This window comes from Spirosoma sp. 48-14 (genome assembly GCF_001898575.1).
Classification (GTDB): Bacteria; Bacteroidota; Bacteroidia; order Cytophagales; family Spirosomataceae; genus Spirosoma.
Genome location: NZ_MKUD01000081.1, coordinates 93,606 through 110,047, shown reverse-complemented (window position 1 = coordinate 110,047; position 16,442 = coordinate 93,606). Strand labels below are relative to the sequence as shown.

The 16,442-nt window shown below is 51.0% G+C and carries 9 protein-coding genes; 3 read left to right on the top strand and 6 right to left on the bottom strand.

What is annotated here, in order from left to right; translation table 11 throughout:
• Positions 1-40: 40 nt before the first annotated feature.
• Positions 41-1,858: a hypothetical protein gene (locus tag BGO59_RS32620; RefSeq protein ID WP_293691325.1), complete on the bottom strand. Its 1,818-nt coding sequence runs from the start codon at positions 1,856-1,858 to the stop codon at positions 41-43.
• Between the two features lie 160 nt (positions 1,859-2,018).
• Here BGO59_RS32620 and gcvP point away from each other — a divergent pair, with 160 nt between their 5' ends.
• Positions 2,019-4,925 carry an aminomethyl-transferring glycine dehydrogenase gene (gene gcvP, locus BGO59_RS32615; RefSeq protein WP_293691324.1) on the top strand — a complete coding sequence of 969 codons (2,907 nt, stop codon included), beginning with the start codon at positions 2,019-2,021 and terminating at the stop codon, positions 4,923-4,925.
• Positions 4,926-5,332: 407 nt separating this feature from the next.
• Here the strand turns inward: gcvP and BGO59_RS32610 are convergent, their stop codons facing one another.
• From BGO59_RS32610 to BGO59_RS32600, 3 genes are all read right to left on the bottom strand, one after another.
• Positions 5,333-7,450 carry an ATP-binding protein gene (locus BGO59_RS32610; RefSeq protein ID WP_293691323.1) on the bottom strand — a complete coding sequence of 706 codons (2,118 nt, stop codon included), beginning with the start codon at positions 7,448-7,450 and terminating at the stop codon, positions 5,333-5,335.
• Positions 7,451-8,275: 825 nt separating this feature from the next.
• Positions 8,276-9,034 carry a LytTR family DNA-binding domain-containing protein gene (locus tag BGO59_RS32605; RefSeq protein WP_293691321.1) on the bottom strand — a complete coding sequence of 253 codons (759 nt, stop codon included), beginning with the start codon at positions 9,032-9,034 and terminating at the stop codon, positions 8,276-8,278.
• A 22-nt stretch (positions 9,035-9,056) separates the two neighbouring features.
• A complete protein-coding gene (locus BGO59_RS32600; RefSeq protein ID WP_293691319.1) occupies positions 9,057-11,120 on the bottom strand; it encodes a histidine kinase in 2,064 nt (687 codons plus the stop codon).
• Positions 11,121-11,378: 258 nt separating this feature from the next.
• On the opposite strand from BGO59_RS32600, the gene BGO59_RS32595 reads away from it, so the two are divergent.
• Together BGO59_RS32595 and BGO59_RS32590 are read left to right on the top strand one after the other, a co-directional pair.
• Positions 11,379-12,248, top strand: a complete 870-nt coding sequence (locus BGO59_RS32595) for a hypothetical protein (RefSeq protein ID WP_293691317.1) — start codon at positions 11,379-11,381, stop codon at positions 12,246-12,248.
• A gap of 40 nt (positions 12,249-12,288) precedes the next feature.
• Positions 12,289-14,760, top strand: a complete 2,472-nt coding sequence (locus BGO59_RS32590) for a hypothetical protein (protein ID WP_293691315.1) — start codon at positions 12,289-12,291, stop codon at positions 14,758-14,760.
• A gap of 254 nt (positions 14,761-15,014) precedes the next feature.
• Here BGO59_RS32590 and BGO59_RS32585 read toward each other — a convergent pair whose 3' ends face one another.
• Both BGO59_RS32585 and BGO59_RS32580 read right to left on the bottom strand, forming a co-directional pair.
• On the bottom strand, positions 15,015-16,010 hold the full coding sequence (locus BGO59_RS32585; protein ID WP_293691313.1) for an alpha/beta hydrolase: 996 nt from the start codon (positions 16,008-16,010) through the stop codon (positions 15,015-15,017).
• A gap of 34 nt (positions 16,011-16,044) precedes the next feature.
• Positions 16,045-16,442 (bottom strand): prolyl oligopeptidase family serine peptidase (locus BGO59_RS32580; RefSeq protein ID WP_293691311.1); only part of this gene is annotated, 398 nt, incomplete at its 5' end.

The window sequence follows — 16,442 nt, the reverse complement described above, 5'->3', positions numbered from 1 at the left end:
GGTACCTAATGTGAACGGATATGCCAGTTCTATTCACAAACTAAACATCGAGTGTCAGATGAATGGGTTCATACGTACTGGACGTGCCACTCGTCAGGCAAAGCCAGAGGTCGTAATGCCCTGGCTTAAGATCTTTTTTGTTCAGCACGCACGAAAACCCGGGCTGCGTATAATGGCCACCTAACGTATGATCGACCACGTCATCCCAGGTATGCTTGTAGGTAGCAAAGGCAAAGCAGCTCGTTGCTGACCGGGCGATAAGCTGAACCGACAGATCGCGTGGGGTATCCTTATTGAGCTGTGCCCACGCCCGGTAAAAGACCAGAAAATCGCCCGATACATACGGTTTTACTTCATAGGTAATCGTGTGAGACGCAATCAGTTTTGTGGCATCGCAGGGGAGCAACGGGCTTTTTAAATCGCTGAAGGTGAGGTCTGGGACCTGATAAATTCCTTTTTGGGTAACATCCCTGAAAATAACGTTGGCTGTTTCCGGGTTACCCCAGTGCAGCGATACCATGTCTGGCTTTTCGTTATAAATAGCACTGTTGTATTTCATCTGGAGGGTGCGGTCAGCAAGACGACGGCGATTGCCCTGGTTATTGCCCGACACATAAAAAAATACGCTGACCAGCAGAAATAAGCCCAGCACAGCCAACCGGGCGTAGCGATGCGTTACCGCTTCGATTGCCAGTACGGCCTGGGTCGCAAACAGCATAACGGCGATGATGCCATATCGGGGGGTAAAGGCCTGCTCGACGCCCATGCCCGAACGGGACGCCATCAGCGACAGGCAGGTCAGGTAGAGAAAGGCGATCCAGCCGACTAACGGTAAATGGATGATCAGTTTTTTTCGGAACCACAAATAACCCAGCAGCCCCAGCGTAATCAGGACCGAAGCTCCTCCGAACAGTAACGCTATTTTGGCTCGGCCCGGCCCCAGCATCGACCCAATGAGTGTAAAGAAATAACTGATGGCGCGCCCTGTATGGTTGAATAGCGAATCGACTATATCCGGGTGGTAGGGAGGGCGGATGTACCCAATAAAATAACATCCAATGGTAATGGCCGTAATGAGCAGCCATACCCCCAGCTTTCGATAGGCCTGTAGCAGCAGGAGTATACCCACACCGGCAATGAACGTGAACATCCCATTGCCACTGGTGAAGGTGGCCAGGACGGCCGCTCCGGCTGCCAGCATAAAGGCGTTACGGCCGGGTTTGCATAGGCTGTACAGGCTAAACAGCGCAAACGGAATCACATACAGATTCTGTAGAGCGGCCATGCTCCAGGTCGATAATTCCCAGTATTGAAACGAGAAAAGCGAATAGGCTACGGGCAGCAAAAAAAGAAGTTTCTGATTCAGTGGTACCCCCCGGAATACCACTTTCATAAACAGGTAGCCGATAAGCAAAGGGGCAAGGTTGCCAATAAAGATCAGGTGGGTAAACGTCAGTTGGCCAACCAGGGCATAGTCGAGCAGAAAAACAAGTCGGTCGAAAACGATCCGGTGTTCATTATACTGCGAAAAAATAAGCTTCAGTTTTTCCCAGAAACTTAACCCGCCAAAGTGGTAATCGGCAATGAACGAAAGGGCACTGTTTAAATCGTCCTCGTACGGGAAGTTGTAGGCATTCTGGTAGATGGTGATGTAATAGAGAACGACCGGAATAGCCAGTAAGAGGAGGAGAAAACTATACTGAACAAGATGAGCAGCGGTCATGGTCGTTGCGCCAGCAACGCCGTTCGTTGACGGAGACGCAGCGGAACGAGAAACTGACTGCGCGTTATATACAGATGGTTGAGGGAATAATCGGGATAGAAACAGAGAGAAAAGGTTGGCCGTAAACGTTGCCATCGAGCATATTCATCGGAAGTTGAGCTGTAAGTATAACGCATTACCGTCGATTAGACAAACGACCGGGTCGCACAGTCCTTAACACAATTGACTCAACCATACGGCTTTTCTGCCCTTATTGATGTAAATTTGCGATAGACATAACAGAAGCCATCCTTCAATGAGGTTAACTCTTCAGCAGACAGACATTTTTGAAGACCGTCACCACGGTCAGACCGAAGCGGCTCAGGCCGACATGCTCAAAGCAGTAGGCGTAGACTCCATCGACCAGCTCATTGACCAGACCGTACCGGAGGCCATTCGGCTCGAAAAACCACTCAATCTGCCACAGCCAAAGTCAGAAATGCAGTTTCTGACCGATTTCAAAAAGCTGGCTGGTCAGAATAAGGTATTCAAATCGTATATCGGTACGGGCTATTACGACACCATTACCCCGAACGTTATTCTTCGCAATATTCTGGAAAACCCAGCCTGGTACACGGCCTATACGCCCTATCAGGCTGAGATTGCGCAGGGGCGGCTCGAAGCTCTGCTGAATTTCCAGACGGTAATCTCGGATCTGACCGGGATGGATCTGGCCAATGCATCGCTGCTCGACGAAGGAACGGCTGCGGCCGAAGCCATGCATATGCTGTATGCACTCCGCCCGGCGGCTCGTAAAAATGCATCGACCATTTTTGTGTCGGAGCGTTGCCACCCTCAAACGATCGATGTGGTGCTAACCCGCGCCACACCTCTGGAAATCAATGTACTTGTTGGCGATCACCGGACCGTCGATCTGACCAACGGTGATATTTTCGGTCTGCTGCTGCAATACCCGGCTACGGATGGTGAAGTGTTCGACTATACCGATCTGATTGCGGCTGCTCATGAGTTAGGCATAACAACAGCTGTTGCGGCTGATTTACTGGCGCTTACTTTGCTGAAATCGCCCGGCGAAATGGGGGCCGATGTTGTAGTCGGTTCCTCGCAGCGGTTTGGCGTACCCATGGGGTATGGTGGTCCACATGCTGCCTTCTTTGCCACCCGCGACGCCTACAAGCGGCAGATTCCCGGCCGGATCATTGGCGTTTCGCAGGATGCCGAGGGGAAACCGGCGCTGCGGATGGCCCTGCAAACGCGTGAGCAGCATATCCGTCGGGAGAAGGCCACGTCCAATATCTGTACCGCACAGGTGTTGCTGGCCGTTATGGCGAGTAGCTATGCCGTTTACCACGGCCCCAGCCGCCTTCGGGCCATTGCTGAACAGGTGCATGCGCTCACAAAAGCATTTGCTACAGCCCTTCGCTGGAGTGCCCACGAAGTTAGTACCGAAAACTACTTCGACACCGTTACGGTGCGGGTCGATGATGTCGAATCCCTGAAAAAGTCGGCAAAAGCGGCTCAGATCAACCTTCGCTACTTACCCGATGAAGAGCATGTCAGCGTATCGTTCGATGAGGCTAAAACCCTGCATGATCTGACAGAACTGCTGACGGTGTTCGGGGTAAAGGCCGATATGGAGGTTGTGCTGGAAAGTCTGGCAATTACCTGGCCCGAAGCGCTTATACGTACGTCCGATTACCTGACTCATCCCGTCTTCAATACGCACCATACCGAGCATGAGATGCTGCGTTATCTGAAATCGCTGGAAGAGAAAGACCTCTCGCTGGTCCATTCGATGATTTCGCTGGGTAGCTGCACCATGAAGCTCAATGCCACGGCGGAGATGATTCCGGTTACCTGGCCGGAGTTTGGTAAAATACACCCCTTCGCGCCCAAAGATCAGACGGTAGGGTATCAGCAATTGTTTACGGATCTGAACGCCTGGCTTTGCGAAATTACGGGCTTTGCGGCTATGTCGCTGCAACCGAACTCGGGTGCCCAGGGCGAATACGCGGGACTGATGGTGATTCGGGCTTATCACGAAAACCGGGGCGATCTACATCGGAACATTGCCCTCATTCCGCAGTCGGCACACGGCACCAACCCGGCCAGTGCGGTGATGGCGGGGATGAAAGTGATCATTGTGAAATGTGATGATCGCGGCAACATCGACGTGGCTGATCTGAAAGCAAAGGCCGAACAATATAGTAATGACCTGTCCTGCCTGATGGTTACCTATCCATCAACGCATGGGGTGTTTGAGGAAAGCATCAAAGAGATCTGTGCCATCATTCACCAGCATGGCGGGCAGGTGTATATGGATGGGGCTAACATGAACGCCCAGGTTGGGCTGACTTCTCCGGCTACCATCGGCGCCGACGTTTGCCACCTGAATCTGCACAAAACGTTCTGTATTCCGCACGGTGGCGGTGGCCCTGGTATGGGCCCCATTGGTGTCGCTTCGCAGCTAGTGCCTTTTCTGCCAGGCCATGTTGCCGATAGCCGGGGTATGAAATCAAATGGAGCGGGTGCTGTTTCGGCGGCTCCCTATGGCTCGGCCAGTATTCTGACCATTTCGTATGCCTACATTGCCATGATGGGCGGTGAAGGTTTAACCAACGCTACGAAACAGGCCATTCTGAATGCCAACTACCTCAAAGCGCGTTTGCAGGGCCATTATGATACGCTATACACCGGAACGAACGGGCGTTGTGCGCACGAAATGATCATTGATTGCCGCCCCTTCAAAGCCGCAACGGGTGTTGAGGTAGAAGATATTGCCAAGCGATTGATGGACTATGGTTTTCACGCACCGACGGTGTCGTTCCCGGTGGCAGGTACACTGATGATTGAGCCGACCGAATCCGAATCGAAGGCCGAGCTTGACCGATTCGCTGAAGCCATGATTGCCATTCGCAACGAGATTCGCGAGATTGAAAGTGGGGATGCCGATAAAGCCAGTAACGTACTGAAACATGCTCCGCACACGGCTACAGTGGCCTTAAGCGATGAATGGACGCGTCCGTACAGTCGCGAGAAAGCCGTGTATCCGTTGCCTCAGGTGCGTGCCCGGAAATTCTGGCCGAGTGTCAGCCGGATCGATTCGGCTTATGGCGACCGGAATCTGGTCTGTGCCTGTGTACCTGTAGAAGCTTATGCTGATGAAGTGGCCGAAGAATCGGCTATAGCGCAGCAGGCTTAATCAGTCCTACTATCTATAACTAGCCCAAAGCCACCAGCTTCATCGTAAGTTGGTGGCTTTTTCTATGCCGTGAGCTATCGGCCAGCGTGTCAATTTTTAGTTTAATTGTCGCAAGTCGATTCATTTGGAACGGGTAAATTTTCGACTTGCGCCCACTGTGAAAAATTGGGAAACTTAATTTACTGCCTTTGGCCAATAACACCGTTTACATAATGCGAATAGTACAGAGCGATACTTTGTATCACAAACTCAGCTAAAACATGAGATTTTTGACGGTCCGCCGTTGCGGTTTGATTCACGAGATGACTTTATGAGACTTCACCGGATAGAAAAAGAATTTCCCAGCACTGGAACTGTCTCCATCTCAAAAATAGGGCGTTTTCTGAAACGAGTTTATAAAGGTTGCCCTAATTTGGTAAGGTATGTAACTTGATGAGGAAGCTTGCCCCTTCTCCTTCACGGCTTTCAACGCCTATCTCGCCGTTATGACCCTTAGTAACAATATCGTAACTTAAGCTCAGCCCTAACCCAGTACCTTCGCCCGTGGGCTTTGTGGTGAAAAAGGGTTGGAAGATCTTATCCCGGATCGCTTCCGGTATACCAGGACCGTTATCTTTCAAACTGATTACGACTTTGCCCGGCTCTTGGCGGGTACTCACCCACACGGTTGGCTGATAGCCGGGGGCCGCTTGTTTCGCTCGTTGTTGAACGGCGTAGAAGGCATTGTTATACAGATTCAAGAGTACTCGCCCAATGTCCTGAGCAGCGACCGATATGATAGGTAAAGTGCTCTCAAAGTCAGTTTGGAGCTGGCAACTGAAACTCTTATTCTTAGCCCGCTGACCCTGGTAAGCCATACGCAGGTATTCGTCTGCTAATTGGTTGAGATTTGTGGGCTGCCGTTCGCCACTACTGGCTCGCGAGTGTTCGAGCATCCCTTTGACGATGGTTTCTGCCCGACGGCCGTGGTGAGCAATTTTTTGTAGATTCTGGGTGAGGTCATCAGCCAGCAGGCCAACTTCGTCCAGGTCGCCTTTCGCTAAAGCGTCCTTCTGCTCTTGAATCAGTTCGGTGGAGACCTCTGAGAAGTTATTAACGAAGTTGAGGGGATTCTGTATTTCGTGGGCGATACCGGCCGTGAGTTCGCCTAAGCTGGCCAGTTTTTCTTTTTGAATGAGTTGGGCCTGAGTGGCGCGGAGTTCGGTCAACGACTCTTGAAGTTCAGTGGTGCGCTGTTGTACTTTTTCTTCCAGCACCCGGTTTTGGGTTTCGATAAGCTGACGATTCTCTTCGGACAAGCGCAGTTGTTGCTGAGTAGCCTCTTCCTGCTTCTTTTTAAGTAGGTTGACTTTATAGGCCAATCCGGTCATAAAAAAAAGAAATTCGCCGATCAAACCGATAAGCAAACTATTTAATGTCCAGAAGGTCACCGAGGAACTGGTGAAGAAATCGACCATCCAAACAGCCAATGTAATCCAGATTGTCAGTACACCCAGAAAATAGAATAAAGCGGGTCTAAAGCCCCGCCGATAAGCCAAAAAGCTCGCTATTAAACCGAAAATATTGTCTGCAAAAGCGAAGAATGTGCCAAACCAAGAAGTGCTTATCTCCTTATACACCTGCTTGTCAGGCGTGACGAATGAAAATAGTAATAAGCCTGCCATACAGAGTGCATTAAACACCAGTATCCCCTTTCCCAAACGGTACAAGCCAGGCGTACTAAGCCGTAGCTGTAGAAAAGAAAATGCGAATAATATACGGATGCAACATTGTAGGCCCACAAGCACACCTACATTGTCGATTAACAGATAACTCAAGCCACTCGCCCATTCGATCATCAAACCAGCCATCGTTGTTGCTGTCACTATGCCGCTAACTAATAACCACAGGGCATAGAGCAGATTGTCGCGGTCGCGTAGCCAGAGACCTAACAGCAGGCTGTAAACGCTAATCAACAGTACTAAGCCAAAATACAGGCCATAAAACAAGCTTTGATGATTTGTTTCCTTGGTCAACTGAGAGGCCGCCAGAATGCTCGCCAACAAGTATGGGTTTTCCATACGCTCCACATAAATGTAGAGTGTATGCGTTTGGGCATCCCTTAGTTTCAAAGGCAGAATTGCTCGGCTACGCCCAAAGGCATTACTCGAGGATGCACCATAGCTCGACACCTCTCCATGATTGACGACCTGTTGGCGAGCCACCTCATATACCCAATAGTGGGCATTCGTAAAGTAGTAGAAATGCAGGAAGTAATTCTGGGGCGTTGGGTTGGTGAGGTCCACCTTAAACCAGTAGGCGCGTTGGGGGTTGGGCCGATCTGGCTTTGCCTTCACGGGAGCGAATCGATACCATGAAGGGTGTTGCAGCAATGAGTCGATGGTGACGCTACCGGGGGGTACTTCCAGTATAGTGCAGTGAGCAAAAAAGAAATAAGTCTTATCTGTATCGTTCAGCACAATCGGCTGAGAGAAGCCCACGCTAAAGAAACAGCAAAGCAAGAGTGCAGTTAGAACGGATTTCATGTACGGTAGGTTGGTAAAAGCAAATATAAGTACTAATGCCTATCTACCATAGGGTCATCTTTAGCTGTAAAATTATGATTTCTAATCAATGATGAGCTAGTTATAGTTTCAATAAACGCTCTATTGGTGCGATGCCTAAGTGACGAATCAGAGCAAGTGACGAATTTGGTCCCTTTCCTGCAATTCGCCGGTATTGTATGCGGCCTCCTTAGCCAAAGTCGTGTTTGCCTATCAGGTTATGTAGTTAGTGTAGGAAGGCGTATTGGCTTTAGACACGCCCCTGTCAACTATCTCCAGCAGGTTTTAGCCGAGTGCAAAATCAAAGGCTGGCGACGAGGCTACGCAGATTTGCAGGGTAATGAGCGCTATACAAAAATTACCGCTCGGATATGCTTGACTTATGCCGCGGGTTTCCCCAACTGGCGCTGGTTTGAGCCCGATAAAAAACGTAGACTAAAATTTGACCCAGCTACACGCTATAGCTAATCCGGGGAAGGCCCATAAGCTGGCAGAGTCATTGATGTAAGCTTGCGGGATGACCCACAGATCAGTTTAGGTAAAGCATTTCCGGCGAGGAAAGTCAGAAACGACGTTATGGCTTAGGATGGGTTTATGGTCGGCCATAATGGTATAAGTTTAGTTGAAGCACGTACTTAACAGCTACTCAATAATCTCTGGGAATCATAAAGCTAAACTCTAAAAGTTGACCCACAAGTGAAAATTCTCTTCTTTACTAGAGTATGTTTACTTTAGTAGAGCTACGGCACTGGCCCCGCCGAGTCGCGTTACCATCGGAAGATGCAGGCCTTTCGGCATGGTCAGCTACTAAATCAGCCCAAAGCGTTCGAGGAGCCGCTCCTTCTGCGGGCGGGCGACCGGAACGGTCATTTCGTTGCTCAGCACCAGATACATCCCTTCGCCCCGCACCAACCGCCGAATATGATCCAGATTGACGATGTACTGGCGGTGTACCCGCAGAAAATTTCGGCTTTCAAGCATCTCCTGCATGGCTGAGAGCGTTTTGGATACCAGATAACGTTCCCCCGTTTTCATCACAAACAGAGCATAGTTACCCTCGGCTTCCACGTAGAGTATGTTGCTGATTTCGACAAACGTTAGCCCATTAGCCTGCGGCAGTGCCAGCCGACTAGGCAGTGCTGACGGAGTTCCCGAACTACGGTCTGGACCATAAAACTGTCGTAACAGATCTAACTGGCCCGGCATCACCTGCTGCGACAATTCGGCCCGGCGGACGGCGTTCAACAAATCAATAGTATCAACGGGCTTGAGCAGGTAGTCAAGCGCACTGAATCGAAATGCCTGGAGGGCATACTGGTCGTAAGCGGTTACGAATACGATCTGAAAGGTAATAGCCCCAACCCGTTCGAGGAGTTGAAAGCCGTTCATGATTGGCATTTCGATATCGAGGAATACCAGTTGGGGCTGTCGCTGCTGAATGGCGGCTAATCCTTCTGAGCTGTCGGTAAACTGTCCCACCACGGTCACCGTTGGGCAATGACGTTTCAATTGGCCCGTCAGCAACCGTACATTATCCTGCTCGTCGTCAATGATGATGGTTCGCATAAATAGAAAAACGTTTGCGCATTTACATGGGTAAAGTCAATAATACTTCTGTGCCGCACACCCGCCCGGTTGCATCGGTACGATCGTGAATACTGACCTTCATTTGCGACTGAGTATGCTCGTTAAGGAGGGCAATGCGGTCAGCGTTAATTTTCAGACCAAAGGACCGGTGCTTATTGGCCGATTTACTGTTGAGTTCGGCGGCCCGCAACCGACCTACGCCGTTATCAGTCACACAGATAATAAGTTGTTTGTGCTGATGATGGCCAATCCGAATGTCTACCCGCCCCCCTTCGGGCTTGTGCATAAGTCCGTGCCAGATGGCGTTTTCAACGTAAGGCTGAACCAGCATCGGGGGGATTTCGATAAAATGCGTATCGAGTTCGGCACTAACCTGAATGGAGTAAGCCAGTTTTTCTTTAAAACGCATGGCTTCCATGTCTAAATACAGTCGCAATGTGTCGAGTTCGGTATGTAGGGTTATGTGTTCGGAACGGGCATTTTCGAGTACCTGCCGAATCAGCCGGGCAAACCGGGTAAGGTAGTCGTCGGCTTTATCCACATCATTGTCGAAGATGAAGGCTTTGATGGAGTTGAGACAGTTAAAAATAAAATGAGGGTTCATTTGTGCCCGTAACGCGGCCACTCTCGTTGCGATTAATTCCTGCCTGAACTCCTGCTCACGCTGTTGCCGTCGCTGTGCTTCCAAGAGGTCGCGCTGCTGCTCGATTTCTGCCGTGCGCTGGGCCAGTAGACGGGTCAGGTCGGCGGCATGGTCTTCCTGCATCCGGCGGTTGTCGGCTTCCAGCAACCGGCTTCGCTGCCCCAGTGCCAGCGAAAAACAGAGTACTTCCAACAGCGTACAGGCCCCGTAATACACACTTGGAATTTGCCCGAGCGAAGGCGTATCGGGCAGTACCGCATAGCGATTTAATACAACAGCGCAGGCGGCTCCGGCAGTCAGGAGCAATACCCCGGCAAATGCATAGCCGCGCAGCGGATGCGCCCCGCGCAGCGATATTGCCGTTAGCAACAGGCCAACGGCCAACAATAGAAAGATGAGCGTACTGTAGGCGGGATGAAAAAAAATAGACTCCTCCTGTACCCATCCCGATAACCACGCCAGCGAAACCAACCCAACGAAACCTACGCCCCCCAGGATAAACCGATACCACCGCCACAGCATGGGCTGCAACCGGGGAACATCCAGCAGAGCACTCAGAAATAAGAGATAGAAAAACAATATCCAAAAGACAGATAGCGGCACGAGCATTTTGCGAAGCAAAGGCTGATTCGGCATCCACCAGTCGAGCGGGGCCCGCGTTTCCAGCACCTGGCCAAAGTACACTAACAGTCCCACCAGATAAAGCGCGTACCAGCCGTAAATCAAATCGCGGTGTGTGAGGCTTTGAATGGCCCAAAACAGGCTCATAAACAGCAGACAGGCCATTAACCCCACAAAAAAAATAACAATTGGCCGCTGTGCCTGATGCCGCCGGGCTACGGCCAGCCAGTAGGCATCCGTCACATATAGCCGGGGTGGTTGCCACCAGGTAGGCATAATATCGGTCTGCTGCAACAGGTAGGTTTGCTCAACGCCGGGCTCAATGACTACGGGAAGCGCTTCGGAATCGGGGACGCCAGGGGGGCGTTGGGCGGGAGTAAACAGGTTGCCGGTCTGGGCCAGCAGCTTTGGCGGAGCCGATGCCTGGACGGCGTAGAGCCGCACCCAGTCGTGCGGACCTACCCACTGCCAAAGGTGAAGCGGCAGGTGGCCTGTTTGGCGAAGCGAAAACCGCAGCCATCGCGACACCAGCAGTTTTCCCGGCTGGCTCTTCAGTAGGTTGCTGCCCGGACGATAGGGCCGGAAGGGTTGTTTCAATACGTTCTGGGTGGAAAGTGTATCGAAGCCCTGTTGCTGCCAGTAGGTCAGAAATGGAGTCAGGGGTTGTTCATTAGGCAGGTTGTCGGCGTAAAGGGTCAAAACAGGCGTACTGGCCGACCACGGGTTTGGTTGCGCGGTGGCTGGCTGGTTAGCAACAGCCAGAGCGAGGGTCAGGATCAGCAGAGTATGCCTGTAATGCATAGTCATTTCTATTAATGGGGTAATCTACTGATTTGAAACGGTTCAGGCTGCGTATGTCTGTGTGAAGAGTTGGTTTGGCTGGGTGAACCGTTCATTTTTTGAGTAAGGTGCTCGGCTTACCGTTTACTCAATAGCTAAAAAAATAAGGGGTTTCACATAGAAAAAATGACTGCTCGCCGGATGGTTTTTGCCGGAAGAAAGACTAGTGAGCAAGTTTACTAAAAAGTAAGTAGATCACGCACATAGCCCTTTCTTATCATGCAAAACGAACTGCCCGTTAACCGTTTGGATGCCCGGAAAGCACGGGAAATTCTGGAAGCACTTCATGGTCCTGCCCTATCGGAAAAGGAGTCAGCCTTGGCTACCGAAGCGATGGATGCCAAATTTCGGGCTGAGGTAGCCCGGCAACTGACGTTGCGCCGTGAAGAGCAGAAACTGACGCGGCCGTTGCTGGAGCACATGGCTCGACTGGCTCCGTACGAGCTGACCGAAAAAGTAAAGGCCGAGCGGGAAGCGTTTCTACACCGATTACCCCATCGCGAACTATCTGCATTACAACCCTCAGAGTCGGCCATTCTGATTGGGTCGCTGATTGCCCTCTTCGCCCCGCCATACGACGCTGGTGCCACCGCGAGTAATCAGGAAGCCTGGGCCAAGCCCAATATTGGCGAAATCCACGTGCGGGCCCAGGAGATCGGGTCGGGCTCATCTGCCCATACGGCACAGATCGGTAAGTGGTTTCGGCCAATTGCCGACGGACTGGTGCGGTTCCGTACCAACGTGCAGTACTGGTACGACTGGTGGTCGTCGGCCAGCTTTTATACCGCTCATAATCATGGCTTTATCGGGGTGTTTATTTTCGAGAATACCAACGGACGAAATATCCTGATTCGCGACGAACGGCGACTGCTCTGGAACGACGGCGTTGGCTGGCTGGATAGCCATCACGATTCGGCCGATAGTTGGCAACTTTTCGATATTCCGTTTGGCGCAAAACGCGGATCGGCTTACTTCCTGGGTGTGTGGTGTGGCTGCTGGATGGATGCCGACGATGGGTTCGGTGGGTTCAGTGCTGCCTCGGCCGATCTGACCTGCCGCGTCCCACTGATCGCCGTGAAAACACAATAACGTCCTCTGTAAGAAGAATCTCTACTGCTAACCCAAAGCTATGCTGACTACTATGTATCGCACTTCTGCTTACCTGATAGCCGTCCTGATTGGTTCAACCACTGACTTATTTGGTCAATTTACCGGCCCCTTTGACAACTGTGTTACCTGTAAAGCGGGAATCCACCTTAACTCAACAGCACGCAACAATACAATAAGTGGAACTTTTGCCGCATCAAGCTCCAATGACCCTACCTCAGGTGGCCTGGTTTCGGGGGGCTACAATACAATTTTTGGTTCCAATTCGGGGGGCTATATGGGCAACAACGTTAGTGGAAGCACGTTTATGGGGGCATATGCTGGTCTTTACACCAGGAGTGACTTCAATACATTTATGGGCTATTATGCTGGTCAGGCTAACACTACAGGTGGGGGTACATTTGTGGGTAGCCAAGCTGGCTACTCCAATACTACAGGTACAGGCACGTTCATAGGCACTAACTCGGGCTATGCCAATACCACAGGTATCTTAAACACGTTTGTAGGCGGATCGGCTGGCACCAATAACACCACGGGTAGCAATAATTCATTTCTAGGTAATGGGGCTGGCTATGCCAATATCAATGGGAATAATAATGTTTTTGTCGGTTCGCCCAGTGGCCAGGCCAACACGAGTGGAAGCTTCAATACGTTTGTGGGGAGTTGGGCTGGGTATGGAAACACGAGTGGCAATTTGAATATCTTCTTAGGATATAGTGCAGGCCAAGCCAACACCACTGGCACGAATAATACCTTTACCGGAACGTATGCTGGGAATAAAAATATTACTGGCAATCAAAACACCTTCAATGGTTATGCGGCTGGCTATTTTAACACCGGCAATAACAACACCTTCACTGGCTATGCTGCTGGTTATACGAACACAACCGGAGAAGGCAATACCTTCAGCGGCTTTCAGGTGGGTTACAATAATACGTCTGGTAAGAACAACACGTTTACCGGTAATAATGCGGGCTATGCCAACACCACTGGCATTAGCAACACCTTTACCGGTTCTTTGGCAGGATATTCCAACATGACCGGTACGTACAACACCTTCACTGGCGATAAAGCGGGCTACAACAACACCACTGGTAATCAAAACACCTTCACTGGCAATTTTGCTGGCTACTCAAACGCCGGAGATGGCAATACCTTCACTGGGTATTCTGCGGGCTATAAAAACTCCACTGGGTCTTATAATACCTATACTGGATTTTCTGCGGGCAATTTAAACACCACTGGTACGAACAATACCTTCACGGGCTATTCAGCGGGCAGTTTTAACACCACTGGCACGAATAACACCTTTACCGGCATGTATGCTGGAAGTAAAAATATGATCGGGAATCAAAATACCTTTAATGGCTATGGGGCTGGCTATTATAATACCGGCAATAACAACACCTTCAATGGCTATGCGGCAGGCTATGCTAACACAACCGGAGAAGGCAACAGCTTCAGCGGTTTCCAGGTGGGTTATAATAACACATCTGGTGCTAATAATACCTTCACTGGCTTCAATGCAGGCTACTTCAACGCCGATGGGTATGCCAACGTAGTTATTGGCGCGGCCGCCAGCTACTCCAACGTTTCGGGGGACTTCAATGTCATGGTCGGTGATTCGGCGGGGCTAAACAACCAGGCCAATGGCAATACCTTCATCGGCTCCAAAGCAGGGGTCGTCTCTACCACCGCCGTCCAGAATACCTACGTTGGCTTTCAGGTGGGCTTCAAGACTACCAGTTCCCAGAACACCTTCGTGGGCCACAAAGCGGGCTTCAACACTACCACCGGGGGCAACAACACCTTCATCGGTACCCGGGCGGGTTATAACAACACCTCCGGGATCGATAATGTGCAGATCGGCACCGATGCCGGTTCGAGTAACGCCACGGGCTACCGCAACCTGTTTCTGGGTACCCAGGCCGATGCCCTCTATGCCGATCTGCACAACGCCACGGCCATCGGGGCGGGGGCCAGAGTGGCCCTCAGCAACGCGCTGGTGCTGGGTCATCAGGCCAATGTCGGCATCGGCACCAGTGCCCCCACCGCCCGGCTTGAAGTGGTCAGCGAAACCGATGATGTCAGCGGCCTTCGGCTCACCAACCTCACGGCAAGGAGTCAACCCACCCACTCAACTGATCAGTTCTTGACGGTCAATGAACGGGGCGATGTGATCAAAGCTCGGTATCAACTTCGCATCAACGGTCCCGGCGAGTGGAGCGATAAAGTCTTTAGCTCAACTTACCAGCTACGTCCCTTGTCTTGGGTTGCCGCTTATATTGACCAGAATCGGCATTTACCCGGTGTCCCCTCGGCTCAACAGGTAGCCGAAGAAGGCGTTGACCTGGTAAAAATGAATGCTACTCTATTAGAAAAGGTAGAAGAACTGACCCTGTATAGTATTGAGCAGGATCAAAAAGCGAAGAAACAGGAGGAGCGAATCACTCAATTAGAGCAACTCGTTCGGCAACTTCTTGAGAAAAAATAGCCAAACTGCATTTAAATACAAATCACTCGGACTGTTGTTAGAGCGTTTTGTATTTAAATGCAGTTTGTCACGAATTTGAAGCCAGTAAACTCCATTCTCAAAATACCCTCATTATCTTCGACGGCTTTTTGACTGTCTGGTCGAGAATTAATAGTACATTGAATACCATAACTTCGACCATGAAATGAATCGACTTGCGACAATAAGCGCGCATCTGTAGCGACAAGTAAAAATGAAAATCGACAGTCAGCGAATCAAAATTGCCAGACCTTGTGTAGGAAATCGGTTATGTAGGTTAGCGTAGGCGTAAACCAAGGATTGAAAAACATGAACGTATGGGGCGCTCCGTCGAACGTATGTACTTCCGAATAGGTGCCGAATGGCTTTAGTTTGGCAATCAGATCGTCGCGGCCGCCGTGCATGCGATCGACAGAACTATTCAGAAAAAGAATCGGGGGCGTATGCTTGTCGATGTGAGTAAGCGCTGAGGCTTCGTGCCATAACGCCGGCTTCTGGGCTTTCCCGTAGCCAAACCAGTAGGTGGCTGCCGACGTCGATCTGGAATCGTCGCCTTCTCCCGATTCTGGGTGAATGAAGGCCAGTACGCCATCAATATCGACAATGGCCTGTACGTCGCTTGTGTACGTCGCATACCCTCCCGATCCTTCAAAGGCTGCGTTCCCGTTTGTACTGCCTACCAGTGCCGCCAGTTGCCCACCCGCCGAAAAGCCCAGTATGGCAATTCGTTTTGGATCGATGTGGTACGCACGAGCGTTGGCCCGCATCCAGCGAATAGCGGCTTTTACATCATGAACCGCGGCTGGATACAACGCTTCGGTCGACAGGCGGTACTCTACCGGAATGGCAACGAACCCTTTTGCCGCCAGATGCCCGGCCAGCGTGTTATTATGGGATCGGTCGCCCGACCGCCAGCCACCACCATGGACCATCAGAATGGCAGGTAGCGCTTTCGCGGCAGAGGTTTGGGGGGCGTATACATCCAGTACTAATTTCCGATCTGCTACGGGTGTGCTGTAAGCAATGTTTCGCTGTACACGCACGCCAGTGGGTAGGGTCGAATCAGCCAGTGTAATGTCGGGGTGGTGCTTCTTTTCCTGAAGGTAGGATTTGCGCACGGTGAACGAGGTATCCCGACCACCTGTTGGGCCAATCTGCGCCCAAACTGTAGAAGTCAGCAGACTGATCGCACTCACGAACCAAAGAAGTCGTTGCCAGACGTTAGAGGTCATTCTTTCCGCTTGTTTAGACGTAGATCGAAAAAGGTTATTTATTGGCTGGAATGATACCCATCTCCAGCAACCAGCTTTCACACAGGGAAACCCAGGCTTGCGTAGAACCTGGATTGTTTCGTAGCGCAATGGCATGAGCGCCCTGTGGAAATATATGCAGGCTGGATGGGATTTTCCTATCGACCAGCGCCTGGTAGAAAAGCAGACTGTTCCGTTGGTCGACCCCGGTGTCGTTAAAGGCGTGTACCAGAAAGCAGGGCGGTGTGTTGGGCGTGACGGTGTTTTCCAGTGAATAGGTTTTTAATAGTTCGGCAGAAGGGTTAGGCCCCAGTAGATTTTTACGACTACCGGCATGAGCATACTGCCCCATCGTAATGACAGGCGAAATCAGAATGGTGAAATCAGGCCGAAAAGCTTGCCTATTGATCGAGT

Excerpts from the sequence above, each read along its gene's own strand:
- BGO59_RS32620 (WP_293691325.1), bottom strand. The coding sequence starts at position 1,858 with ATGGCAACGTTTACGGCCAACCTTTTCTCTCTGTTTCTATCCCGATTA.
- gcvP (WP_293691324.1), top strand. The coding sequence starts at position 2,019 with ATGAGGTTAACTCTTCAGCAGACAGACATTTTTGAAGACCGTCACCAC.
- BGO59_RS32610 (WP_293691323.1), bottom strand. The coding sequence starts at position 7,450 with ATGAAATCCGTTCTAACTGCACTCTTGCTTTGCTGTTTCTTTAGCGTG.
- BGO59_RS32605 (WP_293691321.1), bottom strand. The coding sequence starts at position 9,034 with ATGCGAACCATCATCATTGACGACGAGCAGGATAATGTACGGTTGCTG.
- BGO59_RS32600 (WP_293691319.1), bottom strand. The coding sequence starts at position 11,120 with ATGCATTACAGGCATACTCTGCTGATCCTGACCCTCGCTCTGGCTGTT.
- BGO59_RS32595 (WP_293691317.1), top strand. The coding sequence starts at position 11,379 with ATGCAAAACGAACTGCCCGTTAACCGTTTGGATGCCCGGAAAGCACGG.
- BGO59_RS32590 (WP_293691315.1), top strand. The coding sequence starts at position 12,289 with ATGCTGACTACTATGTATCGCACTTCTGCTTACCTGATAGCCGTCCTG.
- BGO59_RS32585 (WP_293691313.1), bottom strand. The coding sequence starts at position 16,010 with ATGACCTCTAACGTCTGGCAACGACTTCTTTGGTTCGTGAGTGCGATC.